We start from the raw sequence: 18,574 nt of genomic DNA, 5'->3' as shown, positions 1-18,574 counted from the left end.
CAAAAAAAACAAGAAATCTGCATGAATTGATAAAAATTGACTTCTTGCGCGGCGATTTGTCGCGCCCTGGTGCTACTCTCCGCAAGCTTTTGCTTCGGCGAGCTGATGCGATTGCCCTTGCTTGCTCGTAACCATAAGAAGAGACCTCTCTATGACTGACGCCTTTGTATTGGACGGCGATGTGGCGAAGCCTGCATTCCTGTCCAAAGAGCGCATCATCGCGCGACCCGGTTTCAACCGTTGGCTGGTTCCGCCAGCCGCTCTCGCTATTCACCTGTGTATTGGCATGGCCTACGGCTTCTCGGTGTTCTGGTTGCCGCTGTCGAAAGCGGTCGGCATCACTGCCGCCACGGCCTGCGTACCGGAAATGGGCTTCTTCGAGCAGGTCTTCGCCAGTAACTGCGACTGGCAGATTTCCATGCTCGGCTGGATTTACACCCTGTTCTTCGTGTTCCTCGGCTGCTCGGCTGCCATCTGGGGTGGCTGGCTGGAGCATGCTGGCCCGCGCAAGGCTGGCGTGGTTTCCGCGCTGTGCTGGTGCGGTGGTCTGCTGATTTCCGCGCTGGGTATCTACACTCACCAGATCTGGCTGCTATGGCTGGGTTCGGGGGTAATCGGCGGTATCGGTCTCGGCCTGGGCTACATCTCGCCAGTTTCGACCCTGATCAAGTGGTTTCCGGACAAGCGCGGCATGGCGACCGGCATGGCGATCATGGGCTTCGGTGGTGGTGCGATGGTCGGTGCGCCGCTGGCGGCGATTCTGATGAATCACTTCGCTTCGGCTGAAGGCGTTGGCGTCTGGCAGAGTTTCGTGGTCATGGCGGTGATCTACTTCATCTTCATGATGGGCGGCGCGCTGTCCTACCGCGTACCGCCGACTGGCTGGAAGCCGGCAGGCTGGACCGCGCCGGTGGCCAAGGCCAACAACGCGATGATCACCAAGGGGCACGTGCATGTGAATACCGCGTGGAAGACCCCGCAATTCTGGCTGGTCTGGGCTGTGCTGTGCCTTAACGTGTCGGCGGGTATCGGCATCATCGGCATGGCTTCGCCTTTGCTGCAGGAAGTCTTCGCCGGCAAGCTGATCGGTGTCGACCTGGCATTCAACGAACTCAGTTCCGCGCAACTGGTCGAGATCGCCGCCATCGCCGCCGGGTTCACCGGTCTGCTCAGTCTGTTCAACATCGGCGGCCGCTTCTTCTGGGCCTCCTGCTCTGACTTCATCGGGCGCAAGGGCACCTACTTCGTGTTCTTCGGTCTGGGGTTCGCGCTCTACGCTTCGGTGCCGATGCTGGGTCAGCTGGGCAGCCTGGCGCTGTTCGTGTTGGCGTTCTGCATCATCCTGTCGATGTACGGCGGCGGCTTCGCCACCGTGCCGGCCTACCTGGCCGACCTGTTCGGCACGCAGATGGTCGGCGCGATTCATGGTCGCCTGCTGACCGCCTGGGCAGTGGCAGGTGTGCTCGGTCCGGTGCTGGTCAACTACCTGCGCGAGTACCAGCTGAGCATCGGGGTGGAGAAGGCTGCGGCCTACGACATCACCCTGTATATCCTGGCCGGCCTGCTGGTGCTGGGCTTCATCTGTAACGCCCTGGTGCGTCCGGTGGCGCCGAAGTACTTCATGACCGAGGCCGAGCTGGCCGCCGAGCGCGCCCATGGCGAGAAGTCGGCGCCGGCAGCGAGCGAGCTGGAGTGGTCGGCTGACCCGTCGAGCAAGCCGGTGGCAGTCGCTGCCTGGCTGGTGGTGGGTATTCCGCTGGCCTGGGGTGTGTGGATCACCCTGCAGAAGACCGTCGTGCTGTTCCAGTAACGTCGTGCTTGTGGAAAAGCCCGCGCAGGCCTGTCGTCTGCGCGGGCTTTTTCGTTTCTGGCCGTTCGACCATCGCCGGTAGCCGTTGTCGCCCCTGCACGCCTATAATGCTGGCCTTTTTCCGTTAGTGATTCGTGGAGCTGGTGATGGCCGAACGTACGGCATTCGTCGAGCGCAACACCCTGGAGACCCAGGTCAAGGTTTCGATCAACCTGGATGGCACCGGCAAGGCGCGCTTCGATATCGGTGTGCCCTTTCTCGAGCACATGCTCGACCAGATCGCCCGTCATGGTCTGATCGACCTCGATATCGAGTGCAAGGGCGATCTGCATATCGACGACCACCACACCGTCGAGGACGTCGGTATTACTCTCGGTCAGGCTTTCACCAAGGCCATTGGCGACAAGAAAGGGATGACCCGTTACGGCCATTCCTATGTACCGCTGGACGAGGCGCTGTCGCGCGTGGTGATCGACTTCTCCGGTCGCCCTGGCCTGCAGATGCACGTGCCGTTCACCCGCGCGGTGGTCGGTAACTTCGACGTCGATCTGTTCCAGGAATTCTTCCAGGGCTTCGTCAACCACGCGCTGGTGTCGCTGCACATCGACAACCTGCGTGGGCACAACACCCACCACCAGATCGAAACCGTGTTCAAGGCCTTCGGCCGCGCGCTGCGCATGGCCGTGGAGCTGGATCCGCGCATGGCCGGGCAGATGCCGTCGACCAAGGGTTGCTTATAAATGCAGACCGTAGCCGTAATCGACTATGGCATGGGCAACCTGCACTCGGTGGCCAAGGCGCTGGAGCACGTAGGGGCCGGTCGCGTACTGGTGACCAGCGATGCCAAGGTGATCCGCGAGGCTGATCGTGTGGTGTTCCCCGGTGTCGGTGCGATTCGCGACTGCATGGCCGAGATCAGGCGCCTGGGCTTCGACGAGCTGGTGCGTGAAGTCAGCGCCGACCGTCCCTTCCTCGGCATCTGCGTCGGCATGCAGGCGCTGCTCGAGCGTAGCGAGGAGAACGACGGCGTCGATTGCATTGGCCTGTTCCCCGGTCAGGTGCGCTTCTTCGGCAAGGATCTGAACGAAGATGGCGAGCGCCTCAAGGTGCCGCACATGGGCTGGAACGAGGTCAGCCAGGCAGTGAAGCACCCGCTCTGGCACGACATCCCGGAGCACGCGCGCTTCTACTTCGTGCACAGCTATTACATCGAGGCTGGCAAGCCGCAGCAGGTGGTCGGTCGCGGTCACTACGGCAAGGACTTCGCCGCAGCGCTGGCCGAGGGCTCGCGCTTCGCCGTGCAGTTCCACCCGGAGAAGAGCCACACCCACGGCCTGCAGCTGCTGCAGAACTTCGCCGCCTGGGATGGCCGCTGGTAATGGCTCGCGCCAAGGCACCCAGTCTGGCGCTCGAACCTGCCCAGGAGCAGGCCGCGCTGCTGATGCTGCAACGCTTTCTCGACGAGCGTTTCGAGCTGCAACTGGGCACCTTCGAAGTGCAGGAAGTCCTCGACCAGATCACCCGCGAGCTGGCGCCGCACTATTACAACAAGGCGATTCTCGATGTTCAGGCGCACCTGAAAGACAGGTTCGAGAGCATCGAGAGCGACCTCTGGGCGCTCGAGAAGAGCTGAGCGTCTTACCGAATTCAAACTTGAGCAGGTTCAACCGATGCTGATTATCCCCGCTATCGATCTGAAGGACGGCGCCTGCGTGCGTCTGCGCCAAGGCCGCATGGAAGACTCCACGGTGTTCTCCGATGACCCGGTGAGCATGGCCGCCAAGTGGGTCGAGGGTGGCTGCCGTCGTCTGCATCTGGTCGATCTCAATGGTGCTTTCGAAGGCCAGCCGGTCAACGGTGAAGTGGTCACCGCCATCGCCAAGCGCTACCCGACTCTGCCGATCCAGATCGGCGGCGGCATCCGTACTCTGGAGACCATCGAGCACTACGTGCGCGCCGGGGTCAGCTACGTGATCATCGGCACCAAGGCCGTGAAAGAGCCGGAGTTCGTCACCGAGGCGTGCAAGGCCTTTCCTGGCAAGGTGATTGTCGGTCTGGATGCCAAGGACGGCTTCGTCGCCACCGACGGCTGGGCTGAAGTGTCCAGCGTGCAGGCCACCGACCTGGCCAAACGCTTCGAGGCTGATGGCGTCTCCGCCATCGTTTATACCGACATCGCCAAGGACGGCATGATGCAGGGCTGCAACGTCGAGGCCACCGCTGCACTGGCCGCTGCCAGCAAGATTCCGGTGATCGCTTCCGGTGGCATCCACAACCTCGGCGATATCGAGAAGCTGCTGCTGGCGCGTTCGCCCGGCATCATCGGCGCCATCACCGGGCGTGCGATCTACGAAGGCACTCTGGACGTGGCCGAAGCGCAGGCCTTTTGCGACACCTTCAAGGGTTAAGCCGTAGGGCGGGTGAAACCCGCCGCAATTGACGCAATCTTTATCGGTGGGTTGCACCCACCCTACGGGAGCTCCGTATGGCACTGGCTAAACGCATTATCCCCTGCCTCGACGTGGACAACGGCCGTGTGGTCAAGGGCGTCAAGTTCGAGAACATCCGCGACGCCGGCGACCCGGTGGAAATCGCTCGCCGCTACGATGAGCAGGGCGCCGACGAGATCACCTTCCTCGACATCACCGCCAGCGTCGACGGTCGCGATACCACGCTGCACACCGTCGAGCGCATGGCCAGCCAGGTGTTCATCCCGTTGACCGTCGGTGGTGGCGTGCGCACCGTGCAGGACATTCGCAACCTGCTCAATGCCGGCGCCGACAAGGTGTCGATCAACACTGCTGCGGTGTTCAACCCCGAGTTCGTCGGCGAGGCTGCCGCGCGTTTCGGCTCGCAGTGCATCGTCGTCGCCATCGACGCGAAGCGTGTTTCCGCGCCGGGTGAGTCGGGCCGCTGGGAGATCTTCACCCATGGCGGACGCAAACCGACCGGCCTGGATGCCGTGGCGTGGGCGCGCAAGATGGAAGAGCTGGGCGCCGGTGAGATCCTGCTGACCAGCATGGATCAGGACGGTGTGAAGAGCGGTTATGACCTCGGTGTGACCCGCGCCATCAGCGAGGCCGTGCGCGTGCCGGTGATCGCCTCCGGTGGTGTCGGCAACCTGCAGCACCTGGCCGACGGCATCCTCGAAGGCAAGGCCGATGCCGTGCTGGCCGCGAGCATCTTCCACTTCGGCGAGTACACCGTGCCGGAAGCCAAGGCCTACCTGGCCAGCCGCGGTATCGTGGTGCGCTAGGTTCTGGCCTGTTGGCCGCTTGGCTAGACGGGTATCTAAAGCTGCGGGCGAGTCGACGGCAAAGTGCCAGCGATGCGACTAAAATTGCCCGCCATTCCTGAATCCTATGCCCTCTGCCTCTGGCGGATGGCATTCCCTTGCCGAACTTTCCGACACGGAGTCCCCATGTTCCTTCTTCGATTCGTGACCATCCTGGCGCTCTTCTGCGGTCTGAACCTCGCGCGCGCAGAGTCGCTGGTATTGCTCACGGAAAACCTGCCACCGTTCAACATGTCAGTCAGTGGCAACAACTTCGCGCGGGACGACAACGTCACCGGCATCAGTGCCGATATCCTGCGCGCGGTCTGCGCGCGCGCCGAGGTTGATTGTCAGCTGATCCTGCGTTTCCCCTGGCAGCGCGTATACCAACAGACCCTGAGCGATGCCGGTTACGGCCTGTTCTCGACCGCGCGCACGGCAGAGCGCGAGAAGCTGTTCAAGTGGGTCGGCCCCATCGCCAGTAACGAATGGGTGCTGTTCGCCAAAGGCGACAGCGCCATCCAGCTGGGCTCGCTGGAGGATGCACGGCGTTATCGCATCGGTGGCTATAAAGGCGACGCCAAGACTCAGTTCCTGCTCGATCGTGGGCTGGAGGTGCAGACGGCGTTGCGTGATAGCGAAAACGTCAAGAAGCTGGAAAAGGGTCAGATCGATTTGTGGGTTACCTCCAATCAGGCGGGACGTTTCGTCGCGCGCCAGGAGGGCCTGGAGAATCTGAAGGTGGTGCAGAATCTGCACACCGCCGATCTCTACCTGGCGCTCAACCTGCAGACACCTGACGAGCTGGTGCAGAAGTTGCAAAGTGCATTGGACTCGCTGCGGGCCGAGGGTGCGTTGAAGAGTATCGAGGCGCGCTACTGAGGCACACTGCCAGTAATCGCTGGGCCGGGGAGGGCGCGGCGGTTATCCTGAGGCGGTCTGCCTTTTCATAGAAAGAGAAATGTCATGTTCAAACGTCTGCTAATCGTGCTCGCTGGCACCCTTATGGTGCTCGCTGGTGCGGTGCGCGCCGAAGTGGATCCGAACTACAGCGTGGTCCTGCTGACCGAGAATTTCCCGCCTTACAACATGGCGATCAACGGCAAGAACTTCGCTCAGGAAGACAACATCGATGGCATTGCCGTGGATGTGGTCAGAGAGATGTTCAAGCGTGCCGGGGTCAAGTACAGCCTGACCCTGCGGTTCCCCTGGGATCGCATCTACAAGCTGGCGCTGGAAAAGCCGGGCTACGGCGTCTTCGTCACCGCGCGCCTGCCGGAGCGTGAGGAATTGTTCAAGTGGGTTGGCCCGATCGGTCCTGACGACTGGGTGCTGCTGGCCAAGGGTGACAGTTCGATCAATCTGGCCAGCCTGGATGAGGCCAAGCAGTATCGCATCGGCGCCTACAAGGGCGACGCCATCTCAGAATACCTGGTGGACAAGGGCGTGGAGCACAGCACCTCGTTGCGTGACCAGGAAAATGCACGCAAGCTGGTGGCCGGGCAGATCGATCTCTGGGCCACGGGTGACCCTGCTGGCCGCTACCTGGCCAAGCAGGAGGGTGTCTCCGGCCTGCGGACCGTATTGCGCTTCGATAGCGCCGAGCTGTACCTGGCGCTGAACAAGGACACGCCCGACGAGATCGTCGCCAAGCTTCAGGCAGCGCTGGATCAGATGCGTGCCGAAGGCTTCGTCGACGATATTCTCAACAGCTACCTGTAAGCACCGAACACGCGACCAGCCAAGAGCTGGTCGTTTGCCACGGACGGCAGAGCCACTGAGTGCCAATGACCGGGCTCGGGCCCATGCAAGGATGTCGCTAGCCATAACCAAAATCATGCGAGCGGTACGTCTTATGCTGAATACTCTGAAGAAAAGCCTGTTTGTCGCCTTGTTCATGCTCTGTGGTTCCGCGCACGCGGAGTTGCCGCAGGATTACAAGGTGGTGCTGCTGACCGAGAATTTCCCGCCCTTCAACATGGCGGTGGACGACAAGAACTTCGCCCGTGACGATGGTATTGACGGCATCAGTGCCGACATCGTGCGCGAGATGTTCAAGCGCGCCGGCATCGACTACACCCTGACCCTGCGCTTCCCCTGGGACCGCCTGTATCGCCTGACGCTGGACAAACCCAACTACGCGCTGTTCTCCACCACCTATACCGAGGAGCGCAAGCCGCTGTTCAAATGGGTCGGCCCGATTGCCAAGACTGGTTGGGTGTTGCTCGCCGCGCCGGGTAACGACATCAAGGTGTCGAGTCTGCAGGACGCTGCCAAGTATCGTATCGGCGCCTACAAGAACGATGCGGTCAGCCAGAACCTGGAGAGCCAGGGCCTGGAGCCGATCAACGCCCTGCGTGACCAGGAGAACGTGAAGAAGCTGGTGCGCGGGCAAATCGACCTGTGGGCTACCACCGACCCGGTGGGTCGTTATCTGGCCAAGCAGGAAGACGTCACCGGCCTCAATACCGTGCTGCGTTTCAGGGATGCCGAGCTGTATCTGGCGCTGAACAAGGACACCCCGGACGAGGTGGTGCAGCGCCTGCAGAAGGCGCTGGATGAGTTGCGCAGCGAAGGCTTCATCGACGAGATTACCGAAAACTACCTGTAATCCTGTCCGGTTCCAAAACCCTGGGTTGTCGCGGGACCGTCTAGGCCATGCGCACCAGTCGTGACGATGGTGCCTGCGTCGGTGCGCACGGCGCACCCTACGGGTAGGTGATCGCTGTACTGCGCGTTGACATGAAAAGCCCGGACAGTTGTCCGGGCTTTTTCGTATGGCCGTATCGCCTCAATTGCCGCGTGTGACGCTCAGGCCCTTGAGCAGGTTTAGAGCCTGGCTCAGCTGGTAGTCGTCGTCCTGCGGGCGTTCTGTGCGCGCCGCCTGTGCGGCCTTGCTCGGGCGGTCGGCGCCGCCGTTGCCATTGCCCAGATGGCCTTGCAGGTCGGCTTCCTTGATGCCTTCGCTGTCCTGCTCGCGGGTGAGCTTGGCGCGCGCCACTTCGATGTCAGGGATGATGCCCTGAGCCTGGATCGAGCGGCCGTTGGGCGTGAAGTACAGTGCCGTGGTCAGCTTCAGCGCGCGGTCGTTGTTCAGCGGCAGTACGGTCTGTACCGAACCTTTGCCGAAGCTGTCGGTGCCCATCAGTACCGCGCGTTTGTGATCCTGCAGCGCACCGGCGACGATCTCCGAGGCAGAGGCGCTGCCGCCATTGATCAGCACCACCAGCGGTACCCCTTCGCTGGCGTCGGCCGGGTCGGCGTTGAAGCGCAGTTCGGAATTGGCCAGGCGGCCTTCGGTGTAGACGATCAGGCCGCTCTTGAGGAAGTGGTCGGTGACTTCCACGGCTGCCTGCAGAACGCCGCCTGGGTTGTTGCGCAGGTCCATGACCAGGCCGCGCAGTTTCTTGTTGCCGTTGTCCTGGCGCAGTTTGGTCAGTGCCTTGCCGACCTCCTCGCCGGTGTTGACCTGGAATTGCGAGATGCGCAGATAGCCATAGCCGTCTTCGAGCATCTGGCTCTTCACGCTGCGCACCTTGATCACCGCGCGGGTCAGGGTCAGGTCGAACGGGCGACCGCCATCGCGCACCAGGGTCAGCTCGATCTTGCTGCCGGCCTTGCCGCGCATCTTGTCCACGGCTTCCATCATCGACAGGCCCTTGGTCGGCTGGCCATCGATCTTGACAATCAGGTCGCCGGGCTGGATGCCGGCCTTCGATGCCGGGGTATCGTCGATCGGCGAGACCACCTTGACGAAGCCATCCTCCATGCCGACCTCGATGCCCAGGCCGCCGAATTCACCGCTGGTGCTCTCCTGCAACTCGGCGAAAGCTTCCGGTTCGAGGTAAGCCGAGTGCGGGTCGAGGTTGCTGAGCATGCCCTTGATGGCATTTTCCAGCAGGGTCTTGTCGCTCACCGGCTCGACATAGGCTGCCTTGATGCGGTCCATCACCTCGGCGAAGGTGCGCAGATCATCCAGCGGCAGCGGGGCCTTGCCGCTCGCCGCCGCTGCCGGCGCGGGGGCAGGCTCGGCGGCGTGCAGGGCTGGAGCGCCGAGCAGCAGCCCGAGGGCCAGGGCCAGGCAGGTGGGGCGGAAGCGATGAGACATGAAAAGAACTCCTAAATGAATAAGGCGCTACCCGACTATAAGCCTGGTTATCCCTGCGCGCGGCACCACTGTGCCGGATCACTCGGGCGACCATTCTGGCGAATGGCGAAGTACAGTGCCGATGTTTCCTGGCCACCGCTGCTACCAACGGTGGCGATGGGATCGCCGGCCTTGACCACGTCCCCGGCATTCTTCAGCAGGTTCTGGTTGTGGCCATACAGGCTCAGGTAACCATTGCCATGGTCGAGAATGACCAACAGGCCGGCGCCACGCAACCAATCGGCGAATACCACGCGCCCACCATGCACGGCACGTACCTGACTGCCGGAGGGCGCACCGATCAGTACGCCATCCCACTTAGTACGAGCGTCGCCGCCGCGAGGGGTTCCGTAGCGTGCTACCAGTCGGCCATCGACCGGCCACGGCAACTTGCCACGTGCGCTGGCGAAAGGTCCGCCGTATACAGCACCAGATGTCACCAATGGGCCGCTTGGCTGGCTGGGCTGCTGGCCTGGCCGAGCCTGCTCTGCCTGCTGTGCGGCCAGGGCGCGCTTGCGCGCCTCTTCAGCCTCGCGCGCCTGGCGGGCCAGGGTTTCTTCGATGGTCTTCAGTACGCGACCCAGCTCGGCCTGTTCCTGCTGGCGCGCCTTGAGTCGCTGATCACGGGTGGCGAAGTCGCGGTTGAGCTTGGCCAGGGCCTGCTGGCGTTCCTTGCGCGCTTCGGAGAGCCGGGCGTGGCGTTCATCCAGGCTTGCCTTCTGCGCCTGTAGCTGGGCCTGGTGGCTGTTGATTTCCTGCTCGACGTTGGCCAACTGGCGCAAGGTCTCGTTGAACGCGGCGAGCTGTTCGAGACGGGCCTGGCTGAGGTAGTCGTAATAGGTGAGCGTACGGGAAAATTTTTCCGGGTTCTGCTGGTTGAGCAGCAGCTTGACGTATTCCTGGCGGCCGCTCTGATAGGCCGCGCGGGCCTGGATAGCGATCAGTCGTTGCTGTTCAGTGCGCGCGCCCTGGAGTTTTTTTTTCTCCTGATCCAGGCGCTGGATTTCCTGCTCGCTGCCCTTGAGCTCGCGCTGCAGTTCCTTGACCTGGCCTTCCAGGTCGCCCATCTCGGTCTCGGTCCTCTTCAGCTGCTGCTGCACGCCGGATTTCTCCTGCTGCAGTTTCTCCAGCAGCTTCTTCAATTCGGCGACGTCCTGGCGCGCCGCTTCCAGCTGGCGCTGGGTATCGGCGCGCTGATCGGCGATGGCCGGAGCGATCAGGCTGCTGAACAGAATCAGGGCAAGGATGCGAAGCATGGGCGGGGCGATACCTGGCGGAGTAGCGAATGGCGCTTAGTATGCCTAAAAAACCGGCGGCAAGCTGCAAGCCACAAACAGCTAGAAGAGCGAACGTAGCGCGTAGCCCGGATGCTATCCGAGGGGAGATTCCCCGGATTGCAGCCGGGCGACGATGCTTGCGTTTTATTCCAGCTCGACGATGGTCTTGCCGGTCATCTCGGCCGGTTGTTTCATGCCCATCAGGTTGAGCAGGGTGGGCGCCACGTCGGCCAGCACGCCGCCTTCGCGGATGCGTGCCGGGCGTTTGCCTACATAGATGAACGGCACCGGCTCGCAGGTGTGGGCGGTGTGCGCCTGGCCGGTGCACTCGTCTTCCATTTGCTCGACGTTGCCGTGGTCGGCGGTGATCAGCGCTTCGCCGCCGACCTTCTCCAGCGCAGCGGTGATGCGGCCGACGCAGCTGTCGAGGGTTTCCACGGCCTTGACTGCAGCCTCGAACACACCGGTATGGCCGACCATGTCGCCGTTGGCGTAGTTGACGATGATCACGTCATAGCGCTGGTTTTCGATGGCATCGACGATCTTGTCGGTGACTTCCGGCGCGCTCATTTCCGGCTGCAGGTCGTAGGTGGCGACGTTCGGCGACGGAATCAGGATGCGTTCTTCGCCCTCGAACGGCTCTTCGCGGCCGCCGGAGAAGAAGAAGGTGACGTGGGCGTATTTCTCGGTCTCGGCGATGCGCAGCTGAGTCTTGCCGTTCTTCGCCAGATATTCGCCGAGCACGTTGGTCAGGGCTTCCGGGGCGAAGGCGCTGGGGGCCGGGATGCTCGCTGCGTACTGGGTGAGCATGACGAAGTTGACCTGCGGTGCGCGCTGGCGCTCGAACTCCTGGAAACCGGGCTCGACGAAGGCGCGGGTCAGCTCGCGGGCGCGGTCGGCGCGGAAGTTCATGAACACCACGGCGTCGCCGTCCTCGACTTGCACCGGCTCACCGATGGTGGTGGCCTTGACGAACTCGTCGCTCTCGCCGCGTTCGTAGGCGGCCTGCAGGCCTTCGACTGCGTTGGCGGCGTTGAACTGGCCGGCGCCGTCGACGATCAGGTGATAGGCCTGCTCGACACGGTCCCAGCGGTTGTCGCGGTCCATGGCGAAGTAGCGACCGGTGAGGCTGGCGATGCGGCCCTTGCCGAGGCGTACGAAGGCGGCATCCAGCAGCTCGATGGAGGGCTGTGCACTCTTCGGCGGCGTGTCGCGGCCATCGAGGAAGGCGTGCAGGTAGATCTTCTCGGCGCCACGCTTGGCAGCCAGTTCGGCCATGGCGACGATGTGATCCTGGTGGCTGTGTACGCCGCCATCGGAGAGCAGGCCGAGGATGTGCACGGCCTTGCCGGCGCCCACGGCCTTGTCCACCGCCTGGTTGATCGTGGCGTTGTCGAAGAATTCGCCGTCGCGAATCGCCTTGGTCACGCGGGTGAAATCCTGGTACACCACGCGGCCGGCCCCGAGGTTCATGTGGCCGACTTCGGAGTTACCCATCTGTCCGTCCGGCAGACCGACGTCCATACCGCTGCCGGAGATCAGGCCGTGCGGGCAGTTGGCGCGAAGGCGGTCGTACACCGGCGTGTTGGCGGCGTAGATAGCGTTGTACTCGGGTTTGTCGCTGTGACCGAAGCCGTCGAGGATGATCAGAACCAAGGGTTTTGGCGTGGCACTCATTAAGCTGGCTCGCTCTGCGTCTGAGGGGGCAATGAAACAGCCCGGCATTTTAGGGCCAAGCGCCTGGCGCGTCACTGCCAGACGGGGTTTGGCCGACCTGTGGGGCTGTGTATACTGGCCGACATTTTACCGTCCTGGGCCCTATAGATGTTCGCCAACCTGATTGAATTCATCATCAACCACTACGTCCTGAGTGGAATGTTCGCCGTTCTGCTGGTGTTGCTGATCATCACCGAAATGCGCAAGGGCGGGCAGAGCCTGTCGAGTCGCGAACTCACCGCGCTGGTCAACAGCGACAAGGGTGTGGTGCTCGACGTGCGTGCGCAGAAGGACTTCTCCGCCGGGCATATCGTCGATTCGCTGCACATCCCTTACGACAAGGTGGTGGCACGTGTCGCCGAGCTGGAAAAGCACAAGGCCAAGACCATCGTTGTCGTCGACGCCATGGGCCAGCATGCCGGCAGTGTCGCCCGCGAGCTGAAGAAGGCCGGTTTTACCGCCGCCAAGCTGTCCGGTGGCATCGCTACCTGGCGCGGCGACAACCTGCCGCTGGTGAAATGACATGACCAAGGTGGTCGTCTACTCCAGCGATTGGTGCCCCTACTGCATGCGCGCCAAGCAACTGCTGGCCAGCAAAGGGGTGGACTTCGAGGAAATTCGTGTCGACGGCCAGCCGGCCATCCGCGCGGAGATGACCCGCAAGGCTGGTCGCACCTCGGTGCCGCAAATCTGGATCGGCAGCACCCATGTGGGTGGCTGTGACGACCTCTATGCCCTGGAGCGCGCCGGCAAGCTCGACGCCCTGCTGCAGAGCCCCGCTTGAAACCTCAACGTTAAGGAAGGCAAACGCCATGACCGAGCAAGCCAACAGCGGCGCAGCCGCTGCCGATTCGCAGAACCCACAATTTTCCCTGCAGCGCATCTACGTCAAGGACCTGTCCTTCGAGGCGCCGAAGAGCCCGGAAATCTTCCGTCAGGAGTGGACACCGAGTGTCGGCCTGGATCTGAACACCCGCCAGAAGGCCCTGGAAGGCGACTTCCATGAAGTGGTGCTGACCCTGTCGGTCACCGTGAAGAACGGCGAAGAAGTCGCCTTCATCGCTGAAGTGCAGCAGGCCGGCATTTTCCTGATCAAGGGATTGGACGCCGCCTCGATGAGCCACACCCTCGGTGCCTTCTGTCCGAACATCCTGTTCCCGTATGCCCGCGAAGCGCTGGACAGCCTGGTGATCCGCGGCTCGTTCCCGGCCCTGATGCTGTCGCCGGTGAACTTCGACGCGCTGTATGCCCAGGAGCTGCAGCGCATGCAGCAGTCTGACGAAACCACCGCTCACTGAGCGCTCGGTTCGGTTGCATGAAGAAGCGCCCCTCGGGGCGCTTTTTTGTTGTGCGTGATCATGATCAGGTCGGTTGGTCAGTCGGTGCGCACGGCGCACCCTACAGATCACCGTCGGCGAAACCGTTCTGCCGCCAGGCCTCGTAAACGGTCACCGCCACGGTATTGGACAGGTTCAGACTGCGGCAACCGGCGCGCATCGGCAGGCGCACGCGCTGCTGCGGCGGCAGCGCGTTGCGCACGTCTTCGGGCAGGCCCCGGCTTTCCGGGCCGAACAGGAAGGCGTCGCCAGGCTGGTAGGCGATCTCGTGGAACGGCTGCGAGCCCTTGGTGGTGAAGGCGAACAGGCGCGGTTGGCCAAGGCTGTCTAGGCAGCTCTGCAGGTCCGGGTGGCGCTTGAGGGTGGCGTATTCGTGATAATCCAGGCCGGCGCGGCGCAGGCGCTTGTCGTCCAGTTCGAAGCCCAGCGGCTCGATCAGGTGCAGCTGGCAGCCGCTATTGGCGCACAGCCTGATAATGTTGCCGGTATTGGGCGGAATTTCCGGTTGAAAGAGGATGACGTGGAACATGCAACACTCCGAGCGCTGGGACGAGCGCCATTCTACGCCGCCAGAAGATCCACGGCCGCGTTTGCGCTGGCGTTTCGTGGCATCGGTGATGCTGATCGCCTTTCTCGTCGGCATGATGATCGGCCGCATGTTCGATCCACCACGTCTGCGTATCGAGGATGCCGAGGCCTGGGAGCAGGGACTACAGCTCTGGTTCAATCGTGAGCCACAGGCCCAGGCCGAGCATGTCGACGGCGCCTTGGTGTATCGCTACGAGGATGCCTACGGGCGGGTGCGTGAGGGACAACTGGAGCTGCCGCTGGGGCTGGTGAACTGGCGTGTGCAGCGCGACGGACGGGATCTGTTGCTGGTGCTGGTATCACCCCGCCCGCTGGACGGGGAGTGGCGCGGTGCGCAAGAGGATGGACGTTGGCGGGCGCGCCTGGCACTGCGTCCCAGATAAAGAAGGGGATTCCCCGGCCTGCCTGTACCAAGGTCCCCGAAACGGGTGGCGCCGTGCTCGTTGGCAGAGCAGCGGCGCGTTACACATGACGCGTGGTGGCGTCGAATAAAGAAGGGGATTCCCCGGCCTGCCTGTACCAAGGTCCCCGAAACTGGGATTGCCTTAGCATATGCAGGGCGTGTGCCAATTTTATTACCGGAGCGGGAAGGCGCTATTTCACTGGGTTCGAGGCTCGCGTGCGAGGGCTGCGGCGCCAGTTGCGGCGCCACGGTGCACCAGCGTGCAGCGTGATGCACCGATGACGCACCACGCTGTTCTGGGTTGCTGGACAGTTGTTCAGCGTGGTAGCAGCGTCAGCGTGCCCAGGCTGTTGGCTTTGACGTCGGCCTCGCTCAGGTGCTGTGGCTGATATTTGCCGGCCACATGGGACGCCGCCTGATCGCCGTAATGCGCGTCGAACGGCACGCCGCTCTGGCCGACGGGAATGCCGCCCAGCGCCTTGTCGGCATCGGCCAGGTCGACCAGGCGCCGGGTCGAGGGACCATAGACCACGGGCCAGGGCGCCGGGCCAACCTTGTGCGAGAGGTTGTTCGGCGTTTCATGGCCGCCTGGTGCGGCAAACGGGCCCACGTTCAGCAGCCAGGCCAGCGGCTGCTGCTGGCCAAGTGGGTGCTGATGGGTGAGGGTATGACCGCGGCCCCAGCTCCAGGCATCGACATCATTGCCGAGCACGCTGCGCAGATGCGTCAGGCTGGCGCGCCAGGCGTCGGCGACGATCTGTGCGCGGCTTTCGCGTTGCGCGCTGTCCTGGCGATTCCACCAGGGTGAGTCCGGGTCGGCGGTCAGGCGTGGCAGGGCGGTATCGATGACGCGGGTTTGCAGCAGGCTGTCGAAGAACACCTCGCCCAGTTCGTCGGCCATGGCTTCGCGGGCAAGCTGATAGGTCAGTTGGTTGAACAGGGTGGCGGCCACGGAATCGAGTGCGTGGTCGCCACTCCAATTTGCCAACTGCTCAACCAGCGCGCGTTCCTCATCATTCGCCGCTGCTGCGCGCAGCTCGTCGAGGATCGGCGCCAGCAGGCGCGGGCCATAACCGGTACCAGGATCGAGCTGCAGCGCCTGGCTGTTCTGCGTATCCCATTTCACCGAGGCGTCGCTCAGGCGCTGGTTCAGGCGCTGGCCACGATCCGGCAGGTTGTAGTAACCGGGAATCTCGATGCCGCTGGCCGGCACGGGCTGGTAGTTGGCCGAGAGAATGTAGCCGCGCGGCGGGTTCTCTTCCTGCGGGTTGGCGCTGAAGGGGTGATAGCCGAGTTTGTCCGCGTCACCGCTGGCACCATCGAGAATGAAGGTCGGGTTGACCCCGGCCGGGCGCCGCGGCAGCTTGGCGGCGGCCCACCAGCCGATATCGCCGCTAGCGCCGGCCCAGATCACGTTGAGGCCGGGCGCTTCGATCTTCTCGACGGCGGCGCGGGCTCTGTCCAGGGTATTGGCACGGTTCAACTGGTAGAAGGCGTCGAGCATCGGGTTGTCGGTTTCGAGGAAGGCCCACCACATGGCGATCGGCGTGCTGCCGCTGCTCTGGCCGAGGGCATCGTTGATGATCGGCCCGTGCGGCGAGCGGCGCAGGGTGATCTGCACCGGCTCGGCGCCCTTGACCCGAATGGTTTCCGTGCGCAGCTCGAGGTCGACCCAGTTGCCCTGGTACCAGACCTGGTTGGCGTTGTCCGGATTGACGTGCTCGGCGATCAAGTCGAGGTCGTCGTTCTGGAACATGGTCAGGCTCCAGGCGAAGTCGCGATTGTGACCGAGCATGGCGCTCGGAATCAGTGCGTGGTGATAGCCATATAGCTCGTAGCCGGGCGCCTGCAGGTGCGCCTCGTACCAGACCGCCGGCAGCGAGAAGCGAATGTGCGGGTCACCTGCCAGCAGCGGTTTGCCGCTGGCGGTGCGGCTGCCGGAAACCGCCCAGGCGTTGCTGCCCTCGAACTGCGGCAAGCCGGTGCCCTCCAGGGCGCTGTTGCTGAGTTGGGCGAGGGCGGAAAGATCCTGCCAGTCGCCGGCTGCCAGGGCGGTGCCGAGCACGCCCTGCGGATGCCAGTCGAGATCGAACAGCTCAAGATAGTCCGCGCCCAGAACGTCACGGATGTGGGTCATCACCGGTTCGGTGCGCAGGGCCGCAGCGAAGCTGTAGGCCATGTAGCCAGCGACGCTGAGCGTATCGGCCATGGTGAAGGGGCGTGGCTCGATGCCCAGCAGATCGAACTCCAGCGGACGTGGGTGGCTGGCCTGGTACTGATTGACCCCTTCGAGATAGTACTGCAGCGCCTGGGTAGACGGGCTGCCTGCGTTCAGCCGGGCGGCGTAGGCATCGGCGTGGCGGCCGATTTCCAGGGTGCGGAACAGGCGGTCAGTGGGCACCAGCTTTTCGCCGAGCACTTCGGCCAGTTCGCCACGCGCCAGGCGTCGCAGCAGCTCCATCTGGAAGAGACGATCCTGGGCATGCACGAAACCCAGGGCGCGGTACATATCCGCTTCATTCTCGGCGCGAATGTGCGGCACGCCGCGTTCGTCGTAGTCGACCGTGACTGGCGTCTGCAGGGCAGCGAGTACCCGTTCGCCGTCACGCTGCGTCTGCTTGTCGTGCAGGTACCAGGTCAGGCCGCCAGCGGCGGCGGCAACCACCAGAGCAAGGGCGGTCAGGGAGCGTTTCATCGAGCGATCCTTATTGTTGTGGAGCAAGCGTGGGGGCATTTTGCTCAGGCGCGTGGGTAGCGGCATTGACCATATGCCTCAATGCTGAAAGTCTATGGTCAATACTTGCCCGGAACCGCCATGGTCGATAACGCTTTCGTCGCCCTTACCCACTCCTCGACCCTGCGTCGGCTGCTCTATGAGGCCCTGGCGGCGCTGGGGCTCGACCCGACCGACACCTACCGTCGTGCATACGCCGGCGTGCCGCTTGCTGCGCCGCTGCTGGAAGCGCGCGAAGAGCACGACAATGCGCCGCGCTTCTGGCAGGCGCTGGAGGGCATCAGCGGTGACGCCGATATCGGCCTGCACCTGGGCGAGGTCATGCAGCCCCGGCCGATGGATGTGGTCAGCTATCTGCTGTTGGCGGCTCGGGATCTGCGCCAGGGCCTGCAGGCCTTCGTGCGTTTTCAGCACATTCTGTCTGGCGGTTTCGTTGCACGGCTACAGGAGCGGGGAGACGAGGCGCACCTGGTGATCGATCTCAACTACCGCGAGGTTGGCTCGCTGCGTCAGCAGATGGAGTGCCTGGCCGTGCTGCTGAGCAAGATGCTGGCGTCGGCCGCTGGCGGCGAGCTGCCGCTGCTGGGTGTGGAATTTCGTCATCGTGCTCCGCGCAATCTTGCCGAGCATCGCCGTTTGCTGAGTGTCGAACCCCGTTTCTCGCGGCCGCACGACGTGCTGATCCTGCCGCGTGCGTTGCTCACCCGGCCTTCGCGCAGCGCCAGCCCGCGGCTGTTCGAGGTGCTCAGCGAGGAAGCCGAGAAGCAGTTGGCGGGTTTGCTGGAGAACCAGCTGCTGGTGCGGGTGCGCTACTGGCTGGAGGTCAATCTGGGCGGTACGACCTGCAGCCTGGAGTCCTGCGCACGGGCGCTGGGCAGCAATCGCGGTGCCTTGCAGCGTTCGCTGAGTGAGCAGGGCAGCAGTTTTCGTGCGCTGCACGATGAGGTACGGCGCCTGCGCGCGCTGCGCCTGCTGGATCAGGGCCTGGGCGTGCGCGAGGTGGCGCGGGCCTGCGGTTTCGCCGAGCTGTCGCCGTTCTACCGCGCCTTTCGTCGCTGGCAGGGCAGCACGCCGCGCGGTGTGGTACCGCGCCACGGATCGACTGGCGAGTGAAGAGCGTTCGTAGGGTGGGTTAGCCGCCTGTCGCACTTGTCAGTCGATTCGCCATGTCAACTGCGGCGTAACCCACCGCCGGCGTAAGGCGATCTACCGCCTGGTGGGTTACGCGACGCCCTGCTTTGCTCGGTGACTGGGCGTTTGGTGTTCAACGTCGCTAACCCACCCTACG

The 18,574-nt window shown here is 63.4% G+C and carries 19 protein-coding genes; 14 read left to right on the top strand and 5 right to left on the bottom strand.

Annotation, left to right across the window (positions count from 1 at the left end; all coding sequences use genetic code 11):
* Positions 1-151 precede the first annotated feature (151 nt).
* The 9 genes from H3221_RS13245 to H3221_RS13205 all read left to right on the top strand — a co-directional run bounded on the left by H3221_RS13245 (position 152) and on the right by H3221_RS13205 (position 7,695).
* Positions 152-1,810: an OFA family MFS transporter gene (locus tag H3221_RS13245; protein WP_196476595.1), complete on the top strand. Its 1,659-nt coding sequence runs from the start codon at positions 152-154 to the stop codon at positions 1,808-1,810.
* A 146-nt stretch (positions 1,811-1,956) separates the two neighbouring features.
* A complete protein-coding gene (gene hisB, locus H3221_RS13240; protein ID WP_017675949.1) occupies positions 1,957-2,550 on the top strand; it encodes an imidazoleglycerol-phosphate dehydratase HisB in 594 nt (197 codons plus the stop codon).
* Positions 2,551-3,189 carry an imidazole glycerol phosphate synthase subunit HisH gene (gene hisH / locus H3221_RS13235; RefSeq protein ID WP_196476596.1) on the top strand — a complete coding sequence of 213 codons (639 nt, stop codon included), beginning with the start codon at positions 2,551-2,553 and terminating at the stop codon, positions 3,187-3,189.
* On the top strand, positions 3,189-3,443 hold the full coding sequence (locus H3221_RS13230; protein ID WP_160020133.1) for a DUF2164 domain-containing protein: 255 nt from the start codon (positions 3,189-3,191) through the stop codon (positions 3,441-3,443). Before hisH ends, H3221_RS13230 begins: the two co-directional genes overlap by 1 nt.
* Positions 3,444-3,480: 37 nt before the next feature.
* Positions 3,481-4,218, top strand: coding sequence for a 1-(5-phosphoribosyl)-5-[(5-phosphoribosylamino)methylideneamino]imidazole-4-carboxamide isomerase (gene hisA, locus H3221_RS13225; RefSeq protein ID WP_192985748.1), 738 nt, complete (start codon positions 3,481-3,483; stop codon positions 4,216-4,218).
* 77 nt (positions 4,219-4,295) lie between these two features.
* Positions 4,296-5,066 (top strand): imidazole glycerol phosphate synthase subunit HisF, encoded by a 771-nt coding sequence (gene hisF, locus H3221_RS13220; protein WP_196476597.1) that lies wholly within the window; start codon positions 4,296-4,298, stop codon positions 5,064-5,066.
* A gap of 165 nt (positions 5,067-5,231) precedes the next feature.
* Positions 5,232-5,966 (top strand): substrate-binding periplasmic protein, encoded by a 735-nt coding sequence (locus H3221_RS13215; RefSeq protein WP_192985747.1) that lies wholly within the window; start codon positions 5,232-5,234, stop codon positions 5,964-5,966.
* Between the two features lie 84 nt (positions 5,967-6,050).
* Complete coding sequence (locus H3221_RS13210) at positions 6,051-6,806, top strand: substrate-binding periplasmic protein (RefSeq protein ID WP_196476598.1); 756 nt, start codon at positions 6,051-6,053, stop codon at positions 6,804-6,806.
* Positions 6,807-6,939: 133 nt separating this feature from the next.
* Positions 6,940-7,695, top strand: a complete 756-nt coding sequence (locus tag H3221_RS13205) for a substrate-binding periplasmic protein (RefSeq protein ID WP_160020129.1) — start codon at positions 6,940-6,942, stop codon at positions 7,693-7,695.
* Positions 7,696-7,875: 180 nt separating this feature from the next.
* Here H3221_RS13205 and H3221_RS13200 read toward each other — a convergent pair whose 3' ends face one another.
* The 3 genes from H3221_RS13200 to gpmI form a co-directional block, all read right to left on the bottom strand.
* Complete coding sequence (locus H3221_RS13200; protein ID WP_196476599.1) at positions 7,876-9,192, bottom strand: S41 family peptidase; 1,317 nt, start codon at positions 9,190-9,192, stop codon at positions 7,876-7,878.
* 47 nt (positions 9,193-9,239) lie between these two features.
* Complete coding sequence (locus H3221_RS13195) at positions 9,240-10,487, bottom strand: murein hydrolase activator EnvC family protein (protein WP_196476600.1); 1,248 nt, start codon at positions 10,485-10,487, stop codon at positions 9,240-9,242.
* Positions 10,488-10,652: 165 nt separating this feature from the next.
* Entirely contained in the window at positions 10,653-12,185 is a 1,533-nt protein-coding gene (gene gpmI, locus H3221_RS13190; RefSeq protein WP_196476601.1) for a 2,3-bisphosphoglycerate-independent phosphoglycerate mutase, read from the bottom strand.
* A 147-nt stretch (positions 12,186-12,332) separates the two neighbouring features.
* Here gpmI and H3221_RS13185 point away from each other — a divergent pair, with 147 nt between their 5' ends.
* The 3 genes from H3221_RS13185 to secB are packed head-to-tail and all read left to right on the top strand — an operon-like array spanning position 12,333 to position 13,522.
* Positions 12,333-12,746, top strand: coding sequence for a rhodanese-like domain-containing protein (locus tag H3221_RS13185; protein WP_160020125.1), 414 nt, complete (start codon positions 12,333-12,335; stop codon positions 12,744-12,746).
* 1 nt (position 12,747) lies between these two features.
* Positions 12,748-13,008, top strand: coding sequence for a glutaredoxin 3 (gene grxC, locus H3221_RS13180; protein WP_160020124.1), 261 nt, complete (start codon positions 12,748-12,750; stop codon positions 13,006-13,008).
* A gap of 28 nt (positions 13,009-13,036) precedes the next feature.
* Complete coding sequence (secB, locus tag H3221_RS13175; protein WP_196476602.1) at positions 13,037-13,522, top strand: protein-export chaperone SecB; 486 nt, start codon at positions 13,037-13,039, stop codon at positions 13,520-13,522.
* Between the two features lie 100 nt (positions 13,523-13,622).
* On the opposite strand, the gene trmL is transcribed toward secB, so the two are convergent.
* Positions 13,623-14,090 (bottom strand): tRNA (uridine(34)/cytosine(34)/5-carboxymethylaminomethyluridine(34)-2'-O)-methyltransferase TrmL, encoded by a 468-nt coding sequence (gene trmL, locus H3221_RS13170; protein ID WP_196476603.1) that lies wholly within the window; start codon positions 14,088-14,090, stop codon positions 13,623-13,625.
* Here trmL and H3221_RS13165 point away from each other — a divergent pair.
* On the top strand, positions 14,089-14,532 hold the full coding sequence (locus H3221_RS13165) for a hypothetical protein (protein ID WP_196476604.1): 444 nt from the start codon (positions 14,089-14,091) through the stop codon (positions 14,530-14,532). The two genes, trmL and H3221_RS13165, sit on opposite strands and share 2 nt — an antisense overlap.
* A 336-nt stretch (positions 14,533-14,868) precedes the next feature.
* Here H3221_RS13165 and H3221_RS13160 read toward each other — a convergent pair whose 3' ends face one another.
* Entirely contained in the window at positions 14,869-17,247 is a 2,379-nt protein-coding gene (locus H3221_RS13160) for a penicillin acylase family protein (RefSeq protein ID WP_196476605.1), read from the bottom strand.
* Positions 17,248-17,367: 120 nt separating this feature from the next.
* On the opposite strand from H3221_RS13160, the gene H3221_RS13155 reads away from it, so the two are divergent.
* The gene (locus tag H3221_RS13155; protein WP_196476606.1) at positions 17,368-18,399 is read left to right on the top strand and encodes an AraC family transcriptional regulator; all 1,032 of its coding nucleotides are present in this window, start codon (positions 17,368-17,370) and stop codon (positions 18,397-18,399) included.
* Positions 18,400-18,574: the final 175 nt, after the last annotated feature.

Source organism: Pseudomonas chaetocerotis, assembly GCF_015712105.2.
Lineage (GTDB): Bacteria > Pseudomonadota > Gammaproteobacteria > Pseudomonadales > Pseudomonadaceae > Aquipseudomonas > Aquipseudomonas chaetocerotis.
The sequence above is the reverse complement of the archived record's forward strand: the minus strand, read 5'-3'. Positions and strand labels throughout refer to the sequence as shown.